The following is a 22,406-nucleotide window of genomic DNA, read 5'->3' as shown; positions in this document are numbered from 1 at the left end:
CGCCACCTTCCTTAACAAGCGCTCTTGACAAGTTTTCATTCATTCTTAAGGTGACATGAAACTACTCATTCACACAAGGACGGAGACCCGGTGCCCCGGTCGCTGCACGAGCTGCTCACCGCCCACCGGCTGACCCCGGCGCAGCGGCGCATCGCCAGCTACCTCGCCGACCACGCGGCCGAGGCCGTGGCGCTCACCAGCGCCGAGCTCGCCGAGTACGCGCAGGTCAGCCAGCCGTCGGTCACCCGGTTCGTCGCGTTGCTCGGGTTCGACGGCTATGCCGGGTTCCGCCGCTACCTGCGGGAAGCGGCGGCCGAGCCCGAGCCGGAGTGCGGCGGCAACAAGTTCCAGGACGCGATCGACGCCGACGTCCGGAACCTGGGCGCACTGCGGGCGCAGCTGGCCGACGACACCCGCCTGCGGACGCTCGCGGCGGGGCTCATGGAATCCGTCCCGCTCGTCGTGGCGGGCTACCGCGTCTCCGCGGCCCAAGCGGCCGCTTTCGCTTACCTGGCCACGAAGATCCACCCGGACGTCCGGCTGCTGACCGACTCCGGCAGCGTCTTCGGCGACTCCCTGCGCCACGCCCACCGGTGCGGCGCGCGAACGCTGGTCCTGGTCGCGCTCCCCCGCTACCCGCGGGAAAGCGCCGCCGCGCTCGAGCAGGCCCGCGCGCTGGGCCTGCGCACCCTCCTGATCACGGACCGGCCCGTCACGGCGCTGACCCCCCTCGCCGACGACGTGCTCAGCGCGGGCGTCGCGTCGGAGTTCGTGTTCGACTCCCACGCCGCGGTCGTCTCGCTGACCGTGGCGCTGGTCGAGGCGATGGCCGACGCGGCCGGCGCCACGGCCCGGCAACGACTGGAAGGCTTCGAAGACTATGCCGCAGAGCAAGACCTCTTCCTCCCCGAGTGAGGCGGTCACAGCTTTCGACGACGTCCCCCTCAACCGGTTCCACCTGCGCATCACGGCGCTGACGTTCTGCGCCAACTACTCCGACGGCTACGAGCTGGGCATCATCAGCATCGCCCTGCCGGTGATCGCGTCCTCGCTCGGGTTCGGCGCGGTGTGGGAGGGCCTGCTCGGCGCGTCGGCGCTGATCGGGATCTTCCTCGGCAGCGTGCTGGTCGGCTGGGCGGCGGACAAGATCGGCCGCCAGCGACTGTACACTGTGGACTTCCTGCTGATCGCCGTCGCGTCGGCCGCGGAGTTCTTCGTGCAGGATCCCGTGCAGCTGTTCATCCTGCGGCTCTTGATCGGGATAGGCATCGGTGCCGACTACGCACTGGGGCCGACCCTCGTCGCGGAGTTCGTCCCCCGCAAGTACCGCGGCGGGCTGCTGGCGTCGTTGACGGTGCTGTGGACCGTGGGCTACGTCGCGGCGTTCTTCCTGGGCAACTACCTGGTCTCCCTGGGCGGCGACTCGTGGCGCTGGCTGCTGGCGACGAGCTGTGTCCCGGCGATCGCCGTGGTGCTGCTGCGCATCGGCGTCCCCGAGTCCCCGCGCTGGCTGCTGACGCAGGGCCGCCTCGACCAGGCCCGCGCGGTGGTGCGCCGGCTGCGCGGCGACGCAGCGGCGTTCGAGCAGCTGGTGGCCACCCACCGCCCGGAGCGGCGGGCGCGGTACCGCGAGCTGTTCGGCAAGCAGTACCGGCGCGCCACCGCGTTCGGCGCGATCTTCTACAACGCGCAGGTCATCCCGTACTTCGCGATCTACACGTTCCTGCCGCTGGTGCTGCTCAAGATCGGCATCGGCGAGGAGGACACGACCAGCGACGGCATCCTGAACCTGTTCCTGCTGCTGGGCAGCTTCGGCGGCCTGTGGCTGGTGGCGAAGATGACCCGCCGCGGCCTGACGATCTGGTCGTTCGTGGTGCTGATCGTGACGATGGCCCCGATGGCGGTCTGGCCGGACGCCCCGACGGCGCTGCTGTTCCCGCTGTTCCTGGTCTTCACGTTCACCATGTCGGCGGCGGTCAACCTCGACCAGGTGTACCCGCCGGAGCTGTTCCCGACGGACCTGCGCAGCTCGGGCGTCGGGCTCCTGAACGGACTGAGCCGCGTGGGCTCGGCGATCGGCACGTTCCTGCTGCCGCTGGCCCTGGACGGAATCGGCTATTCGCCGACGATGCTGATCCTGACGCTGGTCCTGGTGGTCGGGCTCGTGGTGTCGGTGAAGTGGGCCCCGGAGACGAAGAACTCCATGCTGGACTGACCGGGTCGTCAGCCGAGCTTGGCGCGCAGCGCCGCCGCGATCTCGCCCGCCGCCGTGATCTGCTCCGGGGTCAGCGCGTCCACGAACAGCTCGCGGACCGCCGTCAAGTGCGGCACCGTCGCACCCCGGAACGCCGCCGAGCCCTCCGTCGTCAGCACCACCTCGGCCCCCCGGTTGTCCGTCCGGCACTCCTCGCGGCGGATCAGGCCACGCTTCTCCATCCGGCCGAGGTGGTGGGACAGGCGGCTGCGCTCCCAGCCGATGTCGTCGGCCAGCTGTGACGACCGCAGCCGCTGCCCCTCGGCCTCGCTGAGCGCGAGCAGCACCGCGTAGTCCCCCGGTGAGAGCCCGCACTCCGCTTGCAGCCGCGCACCCAGCTCGGCACGCACGGCTTCGGTCGTCTCGATGAACCCGCGCCAGACGCGCAGCTCCTCCGTGGTCGGCAGCACGCGCCGCCGTGTCGTCCGGGTCACCTTGCCTCCTAGTTGACACGTCAATCATATCGGGCGGATGATTGACGTGTCAATCAAAGGAGGCACCATGATCGAGCTGGGCCTGAACTCGTTCGGCGAGGTCGCCACCGACGACGGCCGCGAGCTGAGCGACGCGGAGACCGTCCGGCTGCTCGTCGAGGAAGCGCGGCTGGCCGAATCGGCGGGGCTGGACGTCTTCAGCGTCGGCGAGCACTACCGCGAAGGGCACACCGACAGCGCGGCGCCCGTGCTGCTGGCGGCGATCGCCACGGCGACCGAGCGCCTCCAGCTCGGCACCTCCGTGACCGTGCTGAGCACGAACGACCCGGTGCGGCTCTACCAGGAGTTCTCCACCCTGGACGCCGTCTCGGCCGGACGCGCCCAGCTGGTGCTGGGCCGGGCGTCGGCGACGGAGTCGTTCCCGCTGTTCGGCTACGACCTCGCCGACTACGAGCACCTCTTCGAGGAGAAGCTCGACCTCTTCGTGCGCCTGCAGCGCGAGGAGAGCGTCACCTGGTCCGGGACGGTGCGGGCGCCGTTGACCGACGAGACGCTGCACCCCCGGATGCGCCCGGGCGGGATCCCCACCTGGATCGGCGTGGGCGGCAGCCCGGACTCCGTCGTGCGCGCGGCCCGCTACGGCCTGCCGCTCATGCTGGCGATCATCGGCGGGCACCCGCAGCGCTTCGCCGGTCACGTGGAGCTGTACCACCGCGCGCTCGAGCAGTTCGGGCAACCCGTTCAGCCGGTCGGCCAGCACTCGCTCGGCCTGGTCGCCGACACCGACGAAGAAGCCGTCGAGACGTGGTGGCGGTACTGGGAACCGGTCGTGACGCGGATCGCCGCCGAGCGCGGCTTCTACGAACCGGACCGGCGGCGCTACCTGTCCGAAGTGGACACCGGCGCTCTGTTCGTCGGCTCCCCGGAGACCGTCGCCCGCAAGATCGCGACCGTGGCACGGGACCTGCGCCTGAGCCGCTTCGACCTCAAGTACGACATCATGCACCTGCCGCGGGCCGCGCGTGCGCGGACGATCGAGCTGCTCGGCCGCGAGGTCGCGCCGCGGGTGCGCGAACTGCTCGCGAAGGAGCCCTCCCGTGTCTGATCTCCAGTTCGGCCTCGACACCTTCGGCGACGTCCCCGAGGACGACGCCGGCCGGCCGCTCTCCCACGCCGCCGCCATCCGGCAGGTGGTGGCCGAAGCCGTCCTCGCCGACGAGACCGGCGTCGACGTGCTCGCCCTCGGCGAGCACCACCGTCCCGAGTACTCGATCTCCACGCCCGAAACCGTGCTGGCCGGCATCGCGACCCGCACGTCGCGCATCCGGCTGTCGTCCGGTGTCACGGTGCTGAGCTCGGACGACCCGGTCCGGGTGTTCCAGCGCTTCGCGACGGTCGACGCGCTCTCGGCCGGGCGCGCCGAGGTGATCCTCGGCCGGGGTTCGTTCACCGAGTCGTTCCCGCTGTTCGGCTACGACCTGAGCGACTACGACGCACTGTTCGAAGAGAAGCTCGACCTGTTCGTGCGGCTGCTCGACGAGAAACCCGTGAGCTGGCAGGGAAAGCTGCGGCCGGCCCTGGAGAACGCCGACGTCTACCCGAAGACCGACTCCGGCCGGCTGACGACGTGGGTCGGTGTCGGCGGCTCGCCCCAGTCGGTGATCCGGACCGCGCACCACGGCCTCCCGCTCATGCTGGCGATCATCGGCGGGCCGCCCGGGCGGTTCGCGCCCTACCTCGACCTGTACCGCCGGGCGGCCGCGCAGTTCGGCACCACCGCCCACCCGGTCGGCATGCACTCCCCCGGGTTCGTCGCCGACACCGACGAGCAGGCGCGCGAGGTGTTCTGGCCGCGCTACCGCGTGATCCGCGACCGGATCGGCGCACTGCGGGGCTGGGCGCCGATCAAGCGCGAAGAGTACGACCACGAGATCGAGCACGGTTCGCTGTACATCGGCTCGCCCGAAACCGTCGCCCGCAAGATCGCCGGCGCGGTCGCGGAGCTGGGCGTCGGCCGCTTCGACCTGATCTACAGCTCCGGGTCGCAGCCGGCGAGCGCCCGTCTGCGGGCCGTCGAACTCTACGGCACCCGAGTGATCCCGATGGTGCGTGACCTGCTTTCGGAGACGAAATGATCATCGGCATCCTCGGCGCGGGCAAGGTGGGCACGGTCCTGGCCCGGCTCGCGCTCGCCGCCGGGCACGACGTGCTCGTGGCCGGCTCGGGCACGCCGGAGAAGATCGCGCTGACCGTCGACGTCCTCACGCCCGGCGCGATCGCGGCGACCGCCGAGGACGCAGCGGCGAAGGCGGACGTCGTGGTTCTCGCGCTGCCGCTGGGCAAGTACCGCACCATCCCGGCGGCGGCGCTGGCCGGCAAGCTCGTCATCGACGCGATGAACTACTGGTGGGAGGTCGACGGCCACCGCGACGACTTGCGCGTATCGACCAGCGAGACGGTCCAGTCCTTTTTGGACGGCGCGCACATCGTGAAGGCGTTCAACCACATGGGTTACCACGACCTGGAGGACGAGGCACGCCCGGCGGGGAGCCCGGGCCGCAAGGCGATCGCGATCGCCGGCGACGACCCGGCCGACGTGGCCCGCGTGGCGGAGCTGGTCGACGCGTTCGGCTTCGACCCGCTGCTCGCCGGTCCGCTGGCCGAGGGCGTCCGCCTGGAGCCGGGCGCCGAAGCCTTCGGCGCGAACGTCGGCGCCGCCGAACTGCGCGCCATGCTCGACCGGTTCGGCTAGACCGGGAGCACCGCCGCGGCCCGCTTCGCCCGGACCGTCAACGCCGCGATCGCCGCGGCACCGACCAGGGACACCGCGATGCCCACGAGGACCGCGGTGTTCCAGCCCGCGGTCAGGGAGGCCGGCGTCGGCGCTGCGTGGACCGCCAGGACGCTGACCACCGTGACGCCGAGCGCCGCGCCGACGTACCGGCTCGTGTTGTTGATGCCGCTGCCCATGCCGGCGCGGTGCGGCGGCACGCTCGCCACGGCTTCGCGCCCCAGCGACGCGTTCACCACGCCGGTGCCGAGTCCCGCCACCAGCAGGCCCGGGAGCAGGGACGCCGGGTTCGAGCCCGGGGTGACGAACGCGAGCGGGACGAGTCCCGCGGCCACCACGACCAGGCCGCCGCTCAGCCGCGTACCGCCGGAGAGGGTGACCGGGAGCCGGCGCGTCAGCAGGGCCGAAAGCACGCTCGTCGCCGACCAGGCCAGCACCACCAGCGCCGCCACCAAGGGGCTGAGCGCGAGGCCGTTCTCGAGCATCGTGCAGAGGAACGCCATCAGCGCGGTGACCCCGGCGCCCGCCACGAACGCGCCCGCCGTGGCCGACACCAGCGCGGGGCGGCGGAAGAGCGTGAGGTCGAGCATCCCGCCGCCGGACGAGTTCTGGTGGGCGAAGAACGCGATGAGCAGCACGACCGCCGCCGCGATCAGCGCCAGTTCGAAGGGGCTCGTCCAGCCCTGCCTGCCTTCGGTCAGCGCCGCCAGCAGTGCCGCGAGCCCGCCGCCCAGCAGCAGCGCGCCGGGCAGGTCGATCGTCCGCGCCCGCCCCGAAACGGACTCCTCCAGCAAGACCCGCCCGAGCACCGCGACGCCGAGCGACAGCGCCGTGATCACGAAGTAGAGCACTCGCCAGTCGTCGTCGAGGGCCGCGCCGGCCAGCGGGCCGATCGCGATGCCCGCGCCGAGGCAGGCACCCCACAGGCCGGTCGCCCGGGCCCGGCCGGCGGCGTCCGGGAACGCGGGCCCGAGCACCGCGAGCCCGCACGCGATCAGCGCGGCGCCGCCGAGGCCTTCGACGACGCGGCCGGCGATGAACGTCAGCGGCCCGGGCGCGACCGCGCACAACACGGACCCCACGGCCGTCACGAGGGCGCCGGCGACGAAGACGCGCCGCCGGCCGAAGTCGTCGCCGACCGCGCCGGCCGGCAGCAGCGCGACGGCCAGGCCGAGGCTCATCGAGCTGAGGATCCACGACGTCGCGACCGCGCCGGCCCCGAGGCCGCCGGCCACGGCCGGGACGATCGAGAGCGGCGCGGTGAAGACGAAGAGCGCGAGCAGGGTCGCGCCGCCGGAGGCGACGAGGACGGCTCCCGGGCGGCTGGCCATGCGGACTCCCTTTGATTCGGTCACCGAACTCTTCCGCCGGAAGGCTAGCACGGTTGGTTCGATGAACGAACTCTTTTGTGGCAGACTGGCACGCATGGCACTCCCCCGCGAATACACGAACCAGGCCTGCTCGATGGTCCGCGCCCTGGAAATCGTCGGAGAGCGCTGGACGCTGCTGATCGTCCGCGACGCCGTGTTCGGCGTCCGCCGCTTCAGCGACTTCGTCGAGCACCTGGGCATCCCGCGCGCGGTCCTGACCGAACGGCTGGAGTTCCTGATCGGCGAAGGCGTGCTGGCGCGGGTGCCGGGGCCCGGCAAGCGCAGCGAGTACGAACTGACGGCCAAGGGCCGCGGGCTCTGGCCGGTCGTCCGCGCCCTGTCGGCCTGGGGCGACGAGCACTACGCACCGGGCGGACGGCGGCGGGTGTTCGTCCACGCGGGCTGCGACGGCGAAGTGCCGCAGTCGGGCACGTGCCTGCGCTGCGGCGCCGAGGTCACGCTCGCCGAGACGGTGATGACGCCAGGCCCGGGGCTGACTCCGCCGTCGCCGGAAGAGGGCCAGGTCAGCGCCGTTCTCGCGCGGCCGCGTCCGCTGCTCCAGCCGGTGCACTGAGGGACGCCTCTGGCGTCTGTACCTACTGGTATGTACAGTGCTCGGCGTGGACACCAGGGACCAGCTCGTCGCCAGCACCCGGGCGCTGCTGTGGGAACGCGGCTACGTGGGCACCAGCCCCAAGGCCATCCAGCAGCACGCCGGCGCCGGGCAGGGCAGCATGTACCACCACTTCTCCGGCAAGCGGGAGCTGGCGCTGGAGGCCGTGCGGCGCAGCGCGGACGAGCTGCTGGCCGCCGCCGAGGCCCAGCTGAACCGGCCCGGGACCGCCGTCGAGCGGATCACCGCGTACCTGCGTCGTGAGCGCGAAGTGCTCAAGGGCTGCCCCATCGGCCGGCTCACGCAGGACCCCGAAGTCGTCGCCGACCCGGAGCTGCGCGCCCCGGTCGACGAGACCCTGACGCGGCTGCGCGCCCGGTTGGCCGAAGTCCTCGACGAAGGCAAGGCGGCGGGCGAGCTGCCCGCCGGGGTGGACACCACCGCCCTGGCCGCCACCGTCGTCGCCGTCCTGCAGGGCGGCTACGTCCTGGCTCGCGCCGCGAACGCGCCCGAACCGTTCGACCAGGCCGTCTCCGGCGTCCTGGCCCTGCTCACCCGCTGAGGAGTCCTTCGTGCACGTCCTTCCCGCTCCCCCGGCAAGCACCGCCGCCCCGGCCGAAGCGATCACCGGCAGCGCGTGGGTCACGGCGCTCGCCGAGCCTGACGGCCCGTCGCGCACCCGGGTCGACCGCGTGCAGTTCGCGCCGGGGGCCCGCACGCGCTGGCACCGGCACCCGCTGGGCCAGGTCCTCGTGGTCACCGACGGCACCGGCTACGTCCAGCGCCGCGGCGGCCCGGCCCAGCTGGTCCGGCCGGGCGACACGGTCCGCGTCGCCGCCGGCGAATGGCATTGGCACGGCGCGACGGACACCAGCGCGATGACGCACCTGGCAATCGAAGAAATCCCCGAAGACGGCACGTCGACAGAGATCGGCGACCCGGTGGGCGGCGCCGACCCCGCACCGGTCCCCGCCGCGCCGGTCACGCGGACGCTGGTGCTGGAGCAGCAGCTCCCGGCTCCGCGGGTGGTCGACCACGTCGAGATCCGGCGGATCACCATCGCTCCCGGGTACGGTTCGGGGTTGCATGTCCACAATGGACCGGTGTTCGGCAGCATCGAGGCGGGGTCGGCGATCTACCAGATCGAAGGCGAACCCGAGACGCTGCTGCGCCCCGGAGACGTGTTCTACGAGCCGGAAGCGGCGCGGATCGCCCGCTTCGACGCCCAGGACGACGGCGTCACCTTCATCGCCCACTTCCCCGCGGGGCCGGGCGAAACCCCGCGTCTCGACCCCCTGGACAGCTAGGCGAAGTAGTCGCCGGTTTCCAGGTCTTCCAGCAGGCCCGGATGCGTCGGCTCCCAGCCGAGCAGTCGCGTTCCGGCGCTGGAAACCGGCCCGTCGAAGGCGAAGACCCGGGCCATGAACGGACTCGGGAAGTGCGTCGCGGCCTCCTCCGGCGTCAGGGCAACCGTGGGCACGCCCAGCTTGCGGCCGATCGTCTCCGCGATGCTCTTGAACGGCACGTTCTCCGCCACGCCGTGCAGCACGCTCCCGGCGGGAGCCCCTTCCAGCGCCAGGCGGAACAAGACAGCCGCGTCGCGCCGGTGGACTGCGGGCCAGCGGTTGGCGCCGTCGCCGACGTACGCCGACACGCCGGACTGGCGCGCCGTGGTGATGAGCATCGGGACGAACCCGTGGTCCTCGGGACCGTGGACAGTGGGCGCGAGCCGGACGACCGTGCCGCCGAAGTCCAGGCACAGCCGTTCGCCCGGGATGCGGAAGCCCGCGATGCCCTGTGCGTCGGGCTCGTCCCGCTCGGTGCATTCCCGGCCGCCCGGCAGGACGAGCGTCCCCGATGTGCTGACGAACCGCTTGCCCACGCGGCCGAGTGCCTCGATCGCGGCCGTGTCGCGGCGGGTCAGGTCGTCCGGGTCGGCGAAGTCGCCGCCGAAGGCCATGTGCAGGACGCCGTCGGCGGCTTCGGCGCCGCCGCGCAGGCTGCCGAGGTCTTCCAGCGAGCCGCGGAGTGCGGTGGCGCCCAACGATTCCAGCCGGGCGGCGGCCGCGTCCGAGCGCGCGAGGCCGGTGACGGTGTGGCCGGCCGCGAGAAGCCCGGCGACGACGGTGGGACCGGTCTGGCCGGACCCGCCGGTGACGAAGACATGCATGCGAACACTCCCGTTAGCGCCAGTGACTGACACTACCGACCCTACGCGTAGCGCCAGTCACTGACGCAACGTGACGCCAGTCACTGACGGAATGCGGTAGCCTCGGCTCGTGCCACGAAGCGGAGCGGAAGCGCGCCGCCGCCTCCAGCAGGCGGCGCTCGAGCTGTACGGGGAACGCGGGTTCGACCGGACCACCACGGCGGAGATCGCCGCGCGGGCCGGCCTCAACGAGCGCACGTACTTCCGGCACTTCCCGGACAAGCGCGAAGTGCTCTTCGACGGCGAAGCCGACCTGCGCGACACGATGACCCGGGAAATCGCCGAAGCCCCCGACGGCCTCACGCCGTTCGAGATCCTGCTGCGCGCGTTCCGGAAGGCCGCGCGGATCCTCGAAGCCAACCGCCCGTTCTCCGAGCCCCGGCTGGCGATCATCGCCGCGACCCCGGCGCTGCGCGAACGCGAACTGGCCAAGCACGCGTCCCTCACCGACGCACTCGCGGAGGCGCTGCGCCGGCACGGCGTCCCCGGCGGGCCGGCGGGGCTGGCCGCACAGACCGGCTGGGCGACCTTCCACCACGCGGCCCAGTCCTGGATCGACAACCCGTCGCAGACCCTGGATGTCCATCTCTCGCAGGCTTTCGACGACCTGCGTGCCCTGTCCGCCACCCCGGGAGCCGACCGATGACCGACCGGAAATGCGTGCTGGTGACCGGCGGGTCGCGCGGCATCGGCCGGGCCACCGCCGTGGCCTTCGCCGCGCGCGGCTACCGCGTCGCGGTCCACTACGCGACCCAGCGCGATGACGCGGAGACGACGGTGCACGAGCTGACCGGCTCCGGGCACACCTGCCTCGGCGGCGACCTGGGCGATCCGGCCGTGGCGCGCCGGGTCGTCGACGAGGCGGTCGCGGCGCTCGGCCGCCTCGACGTGCTGGTCAACAACGCCGCCCAGGCCCCGACCGAGCAGAACCGCCACGCCGTCGCCGAAGTCGGTTACGACGAATGGCTGGCCGCCTGGCGGCGCATGATCGACGTCAACCTCCTCGGCAACGCGAATGTCAGCTGGGCGGTGGCCCGGCACCTGATCGAGCACGGCCGCCCGGTCAGCGTCGTCAACGTCGGTTCGCGCGGCGCGTTCCGCGGCGAGCCCGAGTACCCGGCCTACAGCGCGAGCAAGGCGGCGCTGCACGCGTTCGGCCAGTCGATGGCGATCGCCTTGGCACCGCACGGGATTTCGGTGACGTCGGTGGCCCCGGGGTTCGTCGCGACCGCGCGCCAGGAGGCCAAGCTCGCCGGTCCGGGCGGCGACGCGCTGCGCGACCAGAGCCCGTTCGGCCGCGTGGGAACGGCCGAGGAGGTCGCCGCGGCGATCGTCCACCTCGCCTCCCCGGAGGCGGCGTGGAGCTCCGGCGCGATCCTCGACGTCAACGGCGCCTCGTACCTGCGCTGACGCCGGTCACGCCCCGGCCGGCGGGACCAGCACCTCCACCATCCCCCCGGCTTCCCGCACCACCAGGTGCGGCAGCGGCGGCGGCGTCACCGGCAGCTGGTGCATGAGGACCGCGCCGTCCACCGCGAACGACGTCCGGTGGCACGGGCAGTTCAGCCGCCGCGCCGGGGCGTCCAGGTTCAGCCGGCAGCCCAGGTGCGTGCAGGTCGCCGAAACCCCGCGGACCTCCCCGCCCGTGCGCTGGACGAACCCCGCCACCGCACCGAAGTCGAACGGCAGCACCCCGCCTTCGGGCAGGTCGTGCGCCGCGACGACGGCCCGCCATTCGCCGTTCTCCGGCCGCAGCGTCTCTTCCGGCGCCGCCGCCGGCTCGGCGCCGGACGTCACCAGGTACTCGACGCCCGCGCCCGCCGCGGCCGCCACCGCCGCGGCCGAGGACACCTGGATGAACCGGCGGCGGTTGCCGCCCCGCGCGGGTGCCGGTTCCCCGAGCTCCTGGGCCAGCCGCCGGTGCAGCCCGGCGACGAACTCTTCGCTCGCCGCCCCGGCTCCCGGCCGGGCCGCGCGCAGCAGCACCGCGGTCCGCAGCTCGGCTTCGTCGCCCGGACCGGCCTCGAACGCGCGCGGCCGGCGCCGGCGCAGGAGGTCCTTGACGTACCGGCGGACGCCTCGAGTGGTCACGTGTCCGTCCCTTCCGCCAGCTGGGCCGCCTGCCGCAACGCCCGGTGCTGCAACACCTTCGCGTTGCCGACGGTGATGCCGAGCTCCGCCGCCGCTTCCTTGAGCGAGCACGCCTGCAGGAACCGCAGCCGCAGGATGCGGCCGTACCGTTCGGGCAGCCGCGCCAGGATCGCCTCGGCGCGGGCCGGCGTCCGCGGGTCGATCGCGTCGGCTTCGAAGGCCGCGATGTCGCGTTCCTCGTCCAGGGTGGTGATCTCCCGGCCGAGCGTGCGCCGCCAGTGCCCGGCCAGCACCGTGCGCGCGGTGGCCAGCAGGTAGGCCCGGACCTCGCCCACGCTCGCCGAGACGCGCAGCGGCCGCAACGCCGTCAGGAAGACCTCCGTGGTCAAGTCTTCCGCGTCGGGCCGGTTGCCCACCTTCGAGAACATCAGCCGGTACAGGCGGTCGACGTTGTCGCGGTAGACCGCCTCCCAGTCCGGGTAGACGTCCGCGCCGACCACGTGCAGCCGTGCGGGCGGCGCCGCGCCCGGATCGTCCTCTTCGGCGCGTCTGCGCCGGAATCGCTGTGCCACCGGCACCGCCCGCCTTCTCCCCTGCCGATTCTTGCCGCCACCCGAGGGATACGCGACCGGGTTACGCGTAACCGGCGGCCGTATCGGCAAGCGGACCATCCGCCGAACCCGGGGAGAGAAATGACCACATCGATGTCGCGCCGCCACCTGTTCGCCGCCGGCGGGGCGGCGGCCGCCGTGCTCGCCACCACCGGCCTGCCCACACCGGCCACGGCGGCCCCGGCCCCGGTTCGGCGGAGCGGCGCGGACCTCGTCCTCGCCTGGAACCGTGAGCTGCTGACCACCGTGCGCACGGCCGGTCTCCAGCCGGCGACGGTGCACCCGACCCGCAGCTTCGCCCTGCTGCACGCGGCGGTGCACGACGCCGTCGTCGCGACGGCCGGGATCGGGCGGCCGTACCTGTTCACGGTCGACGTCGCGGGCGCGGCGGCCCCGGAAGCGGCGGCCGCGCAGGCGGCGCACGACGTCCTGGCCGCGCTCTACCCCACCCGGGCCGGTGAGTACGGGACTCTGCTGGCGGGCCAGCTCGCCGCGATGACCCCGGCCGGGCGGGACGCCGGCGTGCGCGCCGGGCGGCTGGTCGCCCGGCTGCTCCTGGGCCTGCGGGCCGACGACGGCTCGGCCGCGGTGCCGCCGGTCCTGGCACCGGGGACGGCGCCGGGGCAGTACCGGCCGACGCCGCCCGCGTTCGCGCCCGCCGCGTTCACCCACTGGGCCGCGGTGACGCCGTTCGTGCTCGACCGGGCGAGCCGGTTCCGGCCCGCGCCCTACCCCGCGCTCGGCAGCGCCCGCTACGCCCAGGCGCTCGGCGACGTCGCGGCGGCCGGGCGCGACACCAGCACCACCCGCACCGCCGACGAGACGGTCCGGGCGCGGTTCTGGGCGGCGCCGATCTGGAACTACTGGAACGAGATCGCGCAGTCCGTCGTCGGCGGTTCGCGCAGCAGCCTGCCGGTGGCGGCCCGGGTGTTCGCGCGGCTGAACCTGGCGTTCGCGGACGCGGTGATCGCGTTCTACGAAGCGAAGTACCACTACCGGATCTGGCGGCCGATCACCGCGATCCGGCTGGCCGGCACCGACGGGAACCCGGCGACGGACGGCATTCCGGACTGGTCGAGCCTCGCCACCACCCCGGCGGATCCGGCCTACCCGGGCGCGCACAGCATCATCTCGCAGGCGGGCGCCCTCGTGCTGCGGCAGGAGTACGGGCCGCGGTGGCAGCTCGCCGTGACGTCCGAGGCGCTGCCGGGCACGGTCCGGCGGTTCGCGACGTTCCAGGACGTGGCCGACGAGGCCGGCCTGAGCCGCATCGTCGCCGGCGTCCACACCCGCCTCGACCACGAAGCCGGGCGGCAGCTGGGCCACGACGTCGCGGGGTTCGTCCTCCGGTCGTGACGTGGCCGAAGGCCTGGCCGGCGCCGGTCAGGCCTTCGGCCGCTTGAGAACCTCGGTGGGCAGCCCCAGGTTCTCGACGATCCGCTCGACGGCCTCGCCGAGCCGCACGAAGTCGTCACCGAGCGGGTCGACCACCAGCCGCCGCACGTTCGCCACGTGCGCGGGCGACGCGGCCGCCAGGTGCTCGCGGCCGGCGTCGGTGAGGGTCGCGATCGTGAAGCGCCGCCCCTGACCCGTGCAGACCTTCCGGGTCACCCACCCGCGATCCTCCAGCCGGGCCACCGCGTGGGAAATCCGCGGCAGGGACCCGTTGGCCATCTCGGCGATCTCGCTCATCCGCAGGTTCTCCCCCGGCACCACCGAAAGCCGCGCCAGGATCATGTAGCCCAGCAACGTCAGGTCGGCGTCGCGCAGCAGCTGGCTCTCCAGTGCTCCCGGCAGGGTGAGCAGGACCTTCGCCAGGTTGATCCACACACGCCGTTCCTCTTTGCCGAGCCGCTCGAACGGCTCCTCTGCCTGCTCGTCCACCACTTGACTTTAACACGCAACTCAATCTACTTTGGGTTTAACACGCAACCCAAGGAGGAGCGATGACCACCACCGCCACCCGGACGTCCGCTACGGCTCTCCGCCTGGGGGTCGCCGTCGTGGCGGCCGCCGCCGTCAACACCGTCATCGCCTTGACGGCGTCCTCGCTCGACGACGGCGGGATCGGGATGGGCCTCAACGCCGCGTCCTACCTGCCGGCGACCGTGGTCGGGCTGCTGCTCGGCACCGCGGGCTGGATCCTGATCGCCCGCCGGGCCCCGCAGGCGCTGCGCGTGGTCGTGCCCGCGGTCCTCGTCCTGACCTGGGTCCCGGACCTGCTGATCCTGAACATGGGCGCCACCGCGGCCAACGTCGTGGGGCTGATGATCATGCACCTGGTGGTCACGACGGCGGTCGTCCTCGCGCTGCGCCCGACCCTGCGGGGCTCAGCCGCGGTGCCAGTCGCGGAAGGCGTCCAGGAGGTCCGCGCGCACCGCGGGTGAGAGGGAATCCGGGGGCAGCTCGCCCAGTTCCGCGATCGTGGCGCGGAACTGGGCGAGGTAGCGTTCGCACCCGTCGCAGCGGGACAGGTGCTCGACGAACCGGTCCTCCGTCGCCGGGTCGAGCGCGTCGTCGAGGAACGCCGTGACCAGCTCGACGAACTCGTCGCAGGTCATCCCGCCGCCCCCAGGTAGCCGGCCAGGCGTTCCCGGACGACCGCGCGGGCGCGGTGCAGCAGCACCCGCTGGTTCGCCGCGGTGATCTGCAGGATCTCGCAGACCTCCTCGGCGGTGTGGTCGGCGACGTCGCGCAGGCTGATCACGGCGCGCTGCCGCGCGGGCAGCTCGGCCAGCGCGCCGGTGATCACCTCGCGGACTTCCAGTGCCAGTGCGGTCTTCTCCGGCGACGCCCACGCTTCGGGGACTTCCCGCCACTGCCCGGCGCCGCCCGGCCCCCGGACCAAGCCGGGATCCACCGTCGGGCCGTGGTCCTCGTCGCCGGGCAGCAGGCTCGTCCACGGGACGCTGCGCTTCTCGCGCGCCCCGCGTTTCTTGGCCGTGTTGACCAGGATCCGGTACACCCACGTCTTCACCGACGACCGCCCTTCGAAGGCGCCCAGGCCTTGCACGACGGCGAGCCAGGTGTCCTGGACGACCTCCTCGGCGGTCGCGTGCGTCGAGACGAACGACCGGGCCAGCCGCAGCATCGACGACGACCAGGCGTCGAGCACGTCCGCGAACGCCGCGCCGTCGCCGGCCCGCAGCGCCGCGACGAGCTCGTCGTCCGGGGGCAATTCGGTCACGACCCGAGCGTATCCCTTGCGGGGGCGGGAAAAGATGACCGGCATCTTACGGCCACCCGGTCCGGCACACCGCGTCGCTCAGCGGTATTCGGGGTTGACGAAGTCGAACCGGCAGCCCGCGTCCCACTCGCTGCGCTGGTTGCCGTGCGCCGGGATGCCGCCCGCGTCCTTCAGCATCCTCGCCAGGTGCAGCAGGTTCCACGTCATGAACGTGGTGTTGCGGTTGGTGAAGTCGTTCTCCGGGCCGCCGGAGCCGGGGTCCAGGTAGGACGGTCCCGGGCCCGCTTCGCCGATCCAGCCCGAGTCCGCCTGGGGCGGGATCACGTAACCGAGGTGCTGCAGGCTGTAGAGGACGTTCATCGCGCAGTGCTTGACGCCGTCCTCGTTGCCGGTGATCAGGCAGCCGCCGACCCGGCCGTAGTAGGCGTACTGCCCGGCGTCGTTGAGCAGGTGCGAGCAGGCGTAGAGCCGCTCGATGACCAGCTTGGTGACGGAGCTGTTGTCCCCCAGCCAGATCGGTCCCGCGACCACCAGGATGTCCGCCGCGAGCACCTTCTCGTAGATCGACGGCCACTCGTCGCTCGCCCAGCCGTGCTCGGTCATGTCCGGCCAGACGCCGGTGGCGATGTCGTGGTCGATGGCGCGCAGCACGTCGACGCCGACGCCGTTCTTCTCCATGATCCGGCGGCTGACGTCGATCAGGCCTTCGGTGTTGCTGCGCTCGGGCGAGCGCTTGAGCGTGCAGTTCACGAACAGGGCACGCAGGTCGTCGTAGCGGGGCATGGTCGTCCTTTCAGAGGAGTTCGGCGTCCTGCTCGACGCAGAGCAGGGTGGGTCCTTCGGCGGCGAACAGCGCGGCCATGGCCTCGTCCAGCTGTTCGCGCCCGGTGACGGCGATCCCGGTGGCGCCGCAGAGCTCGGCGTAGGCGGCCCAGTCCGGGTTGACCAGGGACGTCTGCCACACCGGGTAGTCCCCGGCGAGCTGCTCCTTGCTGATCTTGCCGAGCGCGTTGTTGTTCAGCAGCACGTGCTTGACCGGGATGCCGTACTTGACGGCGGTGGTCAGCTCGGTCGCGTACTGCCCGAACCCGCCGTCCCCGGTGACCGCCACGACGGGACGGCCCGGGGCGGCCGCCCACGCGCCGAGCGCCGCCGGGTAGCCGAACCCGATCGAGCCGAGGTAGCCCGACATCAGCACCGGCTGGCCCTTCGACTCCAGGTAGCGGCCCAGCGAGTAGGCGTGGTTGCCGACATCCACGGTGACCACGGCGTCGGCGGGCAGGTGCCGGGACAGCGCGTCGAACACCGCCGCGGCCGACACGCCCCGCCCGCGGTCGTCGGCGACCCGGCGGGCCTTCTCGGCGCGCCAGATCGCCCAGCGGGCGGCGACGTCGGCGCGCTGGTCCTCGGCCTTCGGCTCCCCCAGTTCGGCGGCGAGGGCGGCGAGGGCGAGCCGCGCGTCGCCGAGCAGCGACGTCGTGACCGCGTCGAACCGGCCGATCGCGGCCGGGTCGTCGTCGATCTGCAGGATCGGCTTGGAGGCGGCGATCCCGGTGTGGTTGCTGAACGACGCGCCGACGGCGATCAGCACGTCGGCTTCGTTCATCAGCCAGCTGGCCACCGGCGTCCCGCTGCGGCCGAGCACGCCCGCACCGAGCGGGTGGGTGTCGGGCACCAGGCCCTTGGCCTTGAACGTGGTGAGGACCGGGGCGCCGAGACGCTCGGCCAGCGCGGTGACCTCGGCGGCGGCGTCGCGGGCGCCGTGCCCTGCCACGAGCACCGGGCGCCGGGCACCGCGGACGAGCGCGGCCGCCGCGGTGACGGCGGCGGCACCGGGCGGCCCGGCCCGGCCCGCGCGCCGGCCGTCCGGTGTGGCCGGTCCGGCACCGCTGGGCTGCACCTGCACCTCGTCCGGCAGGACCAGGTGGGCGACGCCGCGCCGGTCGAGGGCGTGCTTGACGGCCAGCGCCGCGAGCTCGCCGTGGTCGCTTCCGCTGTGGACGGTCGTGGTGGACACGGCGACGTCGCGGAACACCGCGGAGAGGTCGACGTCCTGGAACGCGCCGCGGCCGAGCACCTTCGACGGCACCTGCCCGGAGATCGCGAGCACCGGCGCCCCGTCGAGCTTGGCGTCGTAGAGCCCGGTCAGCAGGTTCGTCGAACCCGGCCCGGCGATCGCGAAGCACGCGGCCGGCCGCCCGGTGAGCTTGCCGTACGCGCTCGCCGCGAACGCCGCCGCGCCCTCGTGGCGGATCCCGAAGTACGTCAGCTCGCCGCGGGCCTCGGCCCGCCGCAGTGCCTCGGCGAACCCGAGGTTCGAGTGCCCGACCATGCCGAAGACGTGCCGCACGCCCCAGGCGACGAGCGTCTCGACCAGGACGTCGGCGACCGTCCGCACCGGCGGCGCCGGGTCCGGCAGGCGGACGAACACCCCGTCCGCGCGTTCCTCGACCGGGTAGGTGGTGACGGCGTCCCCGAACCCCTCGGGCGGCTGCCCGGTCACCGGGTCGTAGTCGTAGCCGTGCCACGGGCAGCGCAGCCAGCCCTTCTCGATCGAGCCTTCGCCGAGCGGCCCGCCCTGGTGCGGGCAGTGGTTTTCCAGCGCGCCGAGCCGCGCGCCGCAGCGCGACAGGGCGATGCCGCGGCCGTCCACGGTGACGCTGCGGACCCGGCCGTCCGCGGGCACGTCCGCCGGGTCGACCCGGTGCCAGCCGTTCTCCGCCATGTAACGCCTCCAGGGTTCGGGGACACTGCTTCGACGGCAGGCTCAGTGCCCGGAACCCTCCCGGGCGTTACACGAGGAGTTCGGATGGACTGGAAACCGACCAGGCGATCACTGCACGGCGTCGCGGAGTTGCTGCTGGCGGGCCCGCAGCACCGCGCGACCGGGCACATCGAGCTCCGGGTGGTCGAGGGCGGATTCGCGACCGTGACCGGGCCCGCCCTGCGCGTCGAAGGTGCCGAACTAGTGACGGACTCCGCCCGGGTGCCGCTGGCCGGGCGGACCTACGCCGACGTCGCGGCGGAGGCCGGGCTCGAGGCGGGCGAACCCGTGGGTGTCTACTCCGGCGGTCCGGGCGTCCGGCCCGGCGAGACGATCACGTTCGCCGCGGACGCACTGAACGGCCTGCTGACCGCCTTCGCCGACGGCCACCGGGCGCTGCTCGAGTTCGCCCCGGCCGTCACGTCGGTGCTGTGGCCCGAGCACTTCGACGTCGCGATCACCCTCGACGAGGTCAACTACGGCGTCTCCCCCGGCGACGGCTACCTGGGCGAGCCGTATGCCTACGTCGGCCCGTTCGAGCCGCGGGAGGGCGAGTTCTGGAACGCGCCGTTCGGGGCCGCCCGCCCGGTGCGCGAACTCGGCGGCGAGATCACGGCGTTCTTCCGCACCGGCCGCGAACGGCTCTAGTGTCCGCGGTGGTGGTTGTAGGTGTGCCGACACCCGGAGGCCCTCCCGCACACCAAGATCATCCGATCACGCGTCGCACCCTCCCCGGACAGAACACCTAGGCCGCGGGCGACAGCCGGGGGAACAGGCGGGCGCCGTTGCGGGTGGTGAGCTCCCGCCACGTCGTCCCCGCCGGTTGTGCGGCCGCGTCGATGCTCGCCAGCTGCGCGTCGACCGCCGCCGGTGGGGTCCAGCAGAAGTCGCTGCCGTACAGCAGCCGGTCGGTGCCGAACGCACGCCCGGCCGCCGGGACCTGCTGCGGGAACGGCGTTCCCGCGATGTCGAACCACAGCTCGCCGATCTGCTCGGGGACCGTCGGCCCGCCGGCGTCCCCGGTGAACGCGGTGCGGAACAGCTCCAGGCGATCGGCCAGCAGCGGCAGCACTCCGCCGCCGTGGGTGAAGATCCACGGGATGCCCGGGTACCGCCGCAGAGTCCCGGTGAAGACCAGGTCGCTCACGGCCCGGCCGGTGTCGAAGAGGAACTCCAGCATCGGCCGCGGCCGGCCGAGCGCGATCGCCTCGGCGTGCGGCGGGGACGTCGGGTGGACGAACACCGGGGTCCGGCGGCGGGCCAGCTCCGTCCACAGGGGAGCGAACGCCGGATCGCCGGGGTAGCGGCCGCCGGCGTTGGTCTCGATCGTCACGCCGTCGCAGCCCAGCTCGTCGACCGCGTACGCCAGCTCGGCGAGCGCACCGTCCACATCGGGCAGGGGCACCGACGCGAAGTGCCCGAACCGGCCCGGGTGCGCCCGGCGGACCTCGGCACCGGCGTCGTTGACGTGCCGCGCGAGCCGTCGCGCGGCGGCGTCGTCGCCGAAGTGGACACCCGGCGAAGAGATCGACAGCAGCGAGACCTCGACGCCCCAGCGGTCCATCAGCTCGAGGTGCGCGGCGGCGTCCCACGCCGGCCACCCCGGCATGCCGTCCGGCGAGCCGTGCCCGGCCGCGATCGCGGCCTCGACGTAGCCCGGGGTGAGGAAGTGCGCGTGGACGTCGACGAGCCCGCTCACGCGACCACCTCTCCGGCGGCCCAGACCCGCCGGATCTTGGCGGTCGCCGTGATGTCCCGGGTCGGGTCGCCGTCGACGAGCACGAGGTCCGCCCGCAGTCCTTCGCGCACGGCACCGCGGTCGGGCAAGCCGAAGTACCGGGCGGGCAGGTCGGTCGCGGCGCGCAGAACGTCCGTTTCGGACAGTCCCGCCTCGACGAGCAGCGCCAGTTCCTCGTGCAGGCTCGCCCCCTGGACGACCGGGAAGGGCAGCATCGGTGCGGAGAACGCGTCGGTGCCCGCGAGGATCGGCACACCGGCCGCGTGCAGCGCGGTGACGGAGTCCCGGCTGTACGCGTAGCCGTCGGCGCCGAGCTTGGTGGTGAGCGCGGCCATCATGGTCAGCGTGGGCACGGCGACCTGCCCCTGCCCGGCCATCGCCGCCACGGTTTCGGCGTCGAGGACGCCGTCGCGCGGGACGTGCGTGATCACGTCCGCGCCCGCCCGCACCGCGCGCCGGAAGGCGTCGACCGAGGACGCGTGGGCGACGGTCAGCTTGCCGTGCGCCTCGGCCGCCGCGACGACCGCGTCGATGGTGGCCTGGTCGAGCAGGTCGCCTTCGATGACGACCTTGACGTAGTCGGCCCCCTCGGCCACGCGGCGGGCGACGAACTCCGCGGCCTGGCCGGGCGCGGTGAGGATCGCCTCCTCGGGCATCCCGGGCATCTTCGCGTGGTTGCCCCCGGGCCCGATGGCCGGAACGCCCGCGCTGCGGATGTCCGGCACCCGACCGCGGAAGGAGTCGACGCGCTCGCGCGGCCAGCAGGCCATGTCGAGCGCAGTGGTGACGCCGTGGGCGGCGAGGGCCCGCAGGTCGTCCGGGGTCAGCAGGTGGACGTGGGCGTCGAAGAGCCCGGGCAGCAGGGTGGCGCCGGCTGCCTCGACGACCTCCGCGCCGGCCGGGTCGCCCCCGATCAGCGTGCCGTCGATGACGACGGTGGTGGGTTCGGACAGGCCGGTGCCGTCGAAGACGCGGACACCGGTCAGGGCGGTCTTGGTCATGATGCCTTTCCGGGCAGCCAGGTGAAGAGGGAGTCGTAGAGCCCGGCGACCTCGGCGGGGCGGTCGTCGCCGTAGAGGTCGTCGGCGATCGGGTACCCGCGCCGGCCGAACACGTGCGCCAGGAAGCGGTAGGAGGGGCGCAGTCCCGCCAGCGAAGGCAGCGGCACCGGGGTTCCGGGCAGCACGGGCGCGAGGACGTCGCGTTCGTAGACCGGATCCATGGAGGTGATCAGCCACCGTCCACTCCGGACTTCGGCCCGGTAGAGCAGCCGCGTGTAGGACGTGAGGTCGACTTCGACGCCGTCGAGCACGGTCCGCAGCTCGATCGCCGCGGACATCTCGGCGATCGCGCGGTCCCCGTCGAGGTCCACGACGGGCGGCCCGAGCCGGTGGCGGGTGACGTCGCCGCGCCCGGCCATCTCCCGCGAGCGGGCGACGAACTCCTCGCCGCTGCCCCGGAACCAGCTCAGCCGCACGGCCGAATCCGGTGCGTAACAGGCCCCCATCCGGTCCCACCAGCCGCGGTCCCGGCCCTGCCGTTCGCGCAGGACCAGCTGGGCGACGTCGGCCGCCGTCACGATGCCGGTTCCGCGCTGAAGCTGGACTCCATCAGGATCTCCTTGGTGCGGTTGACGTGCGCCTCGAACCGGGCGACGGCCAGGTCGGCGTCGTGCGCCAGCGCGGCCTCCACCAGGCCCTGGTGCTCGCCGGCGACGTCGCGGTGGCGCTCCTCGCCGCCGGGACCGGACCAGGCGCGGTAGAGCTCGGCCGCGTCGGACAGGCGGGTGCAGATGTCGAGCAGCACGACGTTGCCGCACGCCTTGATCAGCGTGTGGTGGAACTCCAGGTGCGCGCGGGCCCACTCCTCGTTGCGCCGCATCGGCGGCCCGGGCAGGATCATCGGCTGCCCGGCGAGCCGGTGGTGCGCGGCCAGCACCTCCGACTCCCACGTGACGCCGCCGCGCCGCACCGACAGCCGCAGCGCGGAGCCCTCGTTGATCGCGCGGGCCTCGGTCAGGTCCGTCAGCGCCTGCAGCGACAGCGGCGTGACCCGGAACCCGCGGTTGCGGTCCACCTGCACGAGGTCCTGGGCGGCGAGCAGCCCCAGCGCCTCGCGCACCACACTGAGGCTGACCTCGAACTCGGCACTCAGCTCGGCGGGCTTGATCCGCTCGCCCGGGGCCAGTTCCGCATTGAGGATCGCCGAGCGCAGCCGGTGGTACACCGACACGGCCAGGCTCTCGCCACCCGCTCTCTTCGCCATGCCGAGACGATAACACACTCTTCGCGCAAGAATCGATTCTTGTCTTGACAGTCGGATATCGCACGCAGAGTATGGGCTG

General features: G+C 73.1%; 27 protein-coding genes. 13 read left to right on the top strand and 14 right to left on the bottom strand.

Features of this window, described 5'->3' with window-relative positions; genetic code table 11:
- The first annotated feature begins 90 nt into the window (after window positions 1-90).
- Both QSK39_RS30455 and QSK39_RS30450 read left to right on the top strand, forming a co-directional pair.
- Entirely contained in the window at window positions 91-915 is an 825-nt protein-coding gene (locus tag QSK39_RS30455) for a MurR/RpiR family transcriptional regulator (RefSeq protein WP_285481283.1), read from the top strand.
- Entirely contained in the window at window positions 881-2,215 is a 1,335-nt protein-coding gene (locus QSK39_RS30450; RefSeq protein WP_285481282.1) for an MFS transporter, read from the top strand. Before QSK39_RS30455 ends, QSK39_RS30450 begins: the two co-directional genes overlap by 35 nt.
- An 8-nt stretch (window positions 2,216-2,223) precedes the next feature.
- Here QSK39_RS30450 and QSK39_RS30445 read toward each other — a convergent pair whose 3' ends face one another.
- Window positions 2,224-2,688, bottom strand: a complete 465-nt coding sequence (locus QSK39_RS30445; RefSeq protein ID WP_285481281.1) for a MarR family winged helix-turn-helix transcriptional regulator — start codon at window positions 2,686-2,688, stop codon at window positions 2,224-2,226.
- A 67-nt stretch (window positions 2,689-2,755) separates the two neighbouring features.
- Here QSK39_RS30445 and QSK39_RS30440 point away from each other — a divergent pair, with 67 nt between their 5' ends.
- Genes QSK39_RS30440 through QSK39_RS30430 form a run of 3 tightly spaced genes read left to right on the top strand, consistent with a single transcriptional unit; the run spans window position 2,756 to window position 5,440 of the window.
- Window positions 2,756-3,793, top strand: coding sequence for an LLM class flavin-dependent oxidoreductase (locus QSK39_RS30440; RefSeq protein ID WP_285481280.1), 1,038 nt, complete (start codon window positions 2,756-2,758; stop codon window positions 3,791-3,793).
- Window positions 3,786-4,823 carry an LLM class flavin-dependent oxidoreductase gene (locus tag QSK39_RS30435; protein WP_285481279.1) on the top strand — a complete coding sequence of 346 codons (1,038 nt, stop codon included), beginning with the start codon at window positions 3,786-3,788 and terminating at the stop codon, window positions 4,821-4,823. Before QSK39_RS30440 ends, QSK39_RS30435 begins: the two co-directional genes overlap by 8 nt.
- The gene (locus QSK39_RS30430; RefSeq protein ID WP_285481278.1) at window positions 4,820-5,440 is read left to right on the top strand and encodes an NADPH-dependent F420 reductase; all 621 of its coding nucleotides are present in this window, start codon (window positions 4,820-4,822) and stop codon (window positions 5,438-5,440) included. Before QSK39_RS30435 ends, QSK39_RS30430 begins: the two co-directional genes overlap by 4 nt.
- On the opposite strand, the gene QSK39_RS30425 is transcribed toward QSK39_RS30430, so the two are convergent.
- Entirely contained in the window at window positions 5,437-6,810 is a 1,374-nt protein-coding gene (locus QSK39_RS30425; RefSeq protein WP_285481277.1) for an MFS transporter, read from the bottom strand. The genes QSK39_RS30430 and QSK39_RS30425 overlap by 4 nt on opposite strands.
- Window positions 6,811-6,904: 94 nt before the next feature.
- Here QSK39_RS30425 and QSK39_RS30420 point away from each other — a divergent pair, with 94 nt between their 5' ends.
- From QSK39_RS30420 to QSK39_RS30410, 3 genes are read left to right on the top strand one after another with little or no spacing between them, the layout of a single operon-like run.
- A complete protein-coding gene (locus tag QSK39_RS30420; RefSeq protein WP_285481276.1) occupies window positions 6,905-7,423 on the top strand; it encodes a winged helix-turn-helix transcriptional regulator in 519 nt (172 codons plus the stop codon).
- A gap of 46 nt (window positions 7,424-7,469) precedes the next feature.
- Complete coding sequence (locus tag QSK39_RS30415; RefSeq protein WP_285481275.1) at window positions 7,470-8,024, top strand: TetR/AcrR family transcriptional regulator; 555 nt, start codon at window positions 7,470-7,472, stop codon at window positions 8,022-8,024.
- A gap of 10 nt (window positions 8,025-8,034) precedes the next feature.
- The gene (locus QSK39_RS30410; RefSeq protein ID WP_285481274.1) at window positions 8,035-8,769 is read left to right on the top strand and encodes a cupin domain-containing protein; all 735 of its coding nucleotides are present in this window, start codon (window positions 8,035-8,037) and stop codon (window positions 8,767-8,769) included.
- Here the strand turns inward: QSK39_RS30410 and QSK39_RS30405 are convergent.
- Window positions 8,766-9,632 carry an SDR family oxidoreductase gene (locus QSK39_RS30405; protein ID WP_285481273.1) on the bottom strand — a complete coding sequence of 289 codons (867 nt, stop codon included), beginning with the start codon at window positions 9,630-9,632 and terminating at the stop codon, window positions 8,766-8,768. The two genes, QSK39_RS30410 and QSK39_RS30405, sit on opposite strands and share 4 nt — an antisense overlap.
- 109 nt (window positions 9,633-9,741) lie before the next feature.
- Here QSK39_RS30405 and QSK39_RS30400 point away from each other — a divergent pair, with 109 nt between their 5' ends.
- Window positions 9,742-10,317, top strand: coding sequence for a TetR/AcrR family transcriptional regulator (locus QSK39_RS30400; RefSeq protein WP_285481272.1), 576 nt, complete (start codon window positions 9,742-9,744; stop codon window positions 10,315-10,317).
- Window positions 10,314-11,081 (top strand): SDR family NAD(P)-dependent oxidoreductase, encoded by a 768-nt coding sequence (locus QSK39_RS30395; RefSeq protein WP_285481271.1) that lies wholly within the window; start codon window positions 10,314-10,316, stop codon window positions 11,079-11,081. The genes QSK39_RS30400 and QSK39_RS30395 overlap by 4 nt, the downstream gene beginning before the upstream one ends.
- 6 nt (window positions 11,082-11,087) lie before the next feature.
- Here the strand turns inward: QSK39_RS30395 and QSK39_RS30390 are convergent, their stop codons facing one another.
- Together QSK39_RS30390 and QSK39_RS30385 are read right to left on the bottom strand one after the other, a co-directional pair.
- Window positions 11,088-11,762, bottom strand: a complete 675-nt coding sequence (locus QSK39_RS30390; RefSeq protein ID WP_285481270.1) for a QcrA and Rieske domain-containing protein — start codon at window positions 11,760-11,762, stop codon at window positions 11,088-11,090.
- Window positions 11,759-12,340, bottom strand: a complete 582-nt coding sequence (locus QSK39_RS30385; RefSeq protein WP_353051095.1) for an RNA polymerase sigma factor — start codon at window positions 12,338-12,340, stop codon at window positions 11,759-11,761. The genes QSK39_RS30390 and QSK39_RS30385 overlap by 4 nt, the downstream gene beginning before the upstream one ends.
- Before the next feature lie 114 nt (window positions 12,341-12,454).
- On the opposite strand from QSK39_RS30385, the gene QSK39_RS30380 reads away from it, so the two are divergent.
- Window positions 12,455-13,729, top strand: coding sequence for a vanadium-dependent haloperoxidase (locus QSK39_RS30380; RefSeq protein WP_285481268.1), 1,275 nt, complete (start codon window positions 12,455-12,457; stop codon window positions 13,727-13,729).
- Window positions 13,730-13,756: 27 nt separating this feature from the next.
- Here QSK39_RS30380 and QSK39_RS30375 read toward each other — a convergent pair whose 3' ends face one another.
- Window positions 13,757-14,257, bottom strand: a complete 501-nt coding sequence (locus QSK39_RS30375; RefSeq protein WP_285481267.1) for a MarR family winged helix-turn-helix transcriptional regulator — start codon at window positions 14,255-14,257, stop codon at window positions 13,757-13,759.
- A 62-nt stretch (window positions 14,258-14,319) separates the two neighbouring features.
- Between QSK39_RS30375 and QSK39_RS30370 the strand changes: the two genes are divergently transcribed.
- Window positions 14,320-14,760, top strand: coding sequence for a DUF6069 family protein (locus QSK39_RS30370; RefSeq protein WP_285481266.1), 441 nt, complete (start codon window positions 14,320-14,322; stop codon window positions 14,758-14,760).
- On the opposite strand, the gene QSK39_RS30365 is transcribed toward QSK39_RS30370, so the two are convergent.
- The 4 genes from QSK39_RS30365 to QSK39_RS30350 form a co-directional block, all read right to left on the bottom strand.
- Window positions 14,704-14,934 (bottom strand): anti-sigma factor family protein, encoded by a 231-nt coding sequence (locus tag QSK39_RS30365; protein WP_285481265.1) that lies wholly within the window; start codon window positions 14,932-14,934, stop codon window positions 14,704-14,706. The genes QSK39_RS30370 and QSK39_RS30365 overlap by 57 nt on opposite strands.
- Complete coding sequence (locus QSK39_RS30360) at window positions 14,931-15,560, bottom strand: RNA polymerase sigma factor (RefSeq protein ID WP_285481264.1); 630 nt, start codon at window positions 15,558-15,560, stop codon at window positions 14,931-14,933. Before QSK39_RS30360 ends, QSK39_RS30365 begins: the two co-directional genes overlap by 4 nt.
- Window positions 15,561-15,638: 78 nt before the next feature.
- Window positions 15,639-16,343, bottom strand: a complete 705-nt coding sequence (locus QSK39_RS30355; protein ID WP_285481263.1) for a flavodoxin family protein — start codon at window positions 16,341-16,343, stop codon at window positions 15,639-15,641.
- A 10-nt stretch (window positions 16,344-16,353) separates the two neighbouring features.
- Window positions 16,354-18,285 carry a thiamine pyrophosphate-binding protein gene (locus tag QSK39_RS30350; RefSeq protein ID WP_285481262.1) on the bottom strand — a complete coding sequence of 644 codons (1,932 nt, stop codon included), beginning with the start codon at window positions 18,283-18,285 and terminating at the stop codon, window positions 16,354-16,356.
- Window positions 18,286-18,369: 84 nt separating this feature from the next.
- Between QSK39_RS30350 and QSK39_RS30345 the strand changes: the two genes are divergently transcribed.
- A complete protein-coding gene (locus QSK39_RS30345) occupies window positions 18,370-18,972 on the top strand; it encodes a hypothetical protein (protein WP_285481261.1) in 603 nt (200 codons plus the stop codon).
- Between the two features lie 97 nt (window positions 18,973-19,069).
- Here the strand turns inward: QSK39_RS30345 and QSK39_RS30340 are convergent, their stop codons facing one another.
- The 4 genes from QSK39_RS30340 to QSK39_RS30325 are packed head-to-tail and all read right to left on the bottom strand — an operon-like array spanning window position 19,070 to window position 22,327.
- The gene (locus QSK39_RS30340; protein WP_285481260.1) at window positions 19,070-20,023 is read right to left on the bottom strand and encodes an amidohydrolase family protein; all 954 of its coding nucleotides are present in this window, start codon (window positions 20,021-20,023) and stop codon (window positions 19,070-19,072) included.
- Window positions 20,020-21,063 (bottom strand): amidohydrolase family protein, encoded by a 1,044-nt coding sequence (locus QSK39_RS30335; protein ID WP_285481259.1) that lies wholly within the window; start codon window positions 21,061-21,063, stop codon window positions 20,020-20,022. Before QSK39_RS30335 ends, QSK39_RS30340 begins: the two co-directional genes overlap by 4 nt.
- Window positions 21,060-21,641: a nuclear transport factor 2 family protein gene (locus QSK39_RS30330; protein ID WP_285481258.1), complete on the bottom strand. Its 582-nt coding sequence runs from the start codon at window positions 21,639-21,641 to the stop codon at window positions 21,060-21,062. The genes QSK39_RS30335 and QSK39_RS30330 overlap by 4 nt, the downstream gene beginning before the upstream one ends.
- Window positions 21,638-22,327: a GntR family transcriptional regulator gene (locus QSK39_RS30325; protein ID WP_285481257.1), complete on the bottom strand. Its 690-nt coding sequence runs from the start codon at window positions 22,325-22,327 to the stop codon at window positions 21,638-21,640. Before QSK39_RS30325 ends, QSK39_RS30330 begins: the two co-directional genes overlap by 4 nt.
- Window positions 22,328-22,406 lie beyond the last annotated feature (79 nt).

This window comes from Amycolatopsis sp. NBRC 101858, assembly GCF_030269325.1.
Classification (GTDB): Bacteria; Actinomycetota; Actinomycetes; order Mycobacteriales; family Pseudonocardiaceae; genus Amycolatopsis; species Amycolatopsis ponsaeliensis.
The sequence above is the reverse complement of the archived record's forward strand: the minus strand, read 5'-3'. Positions and strand labels throughout refer to the sequence as shown.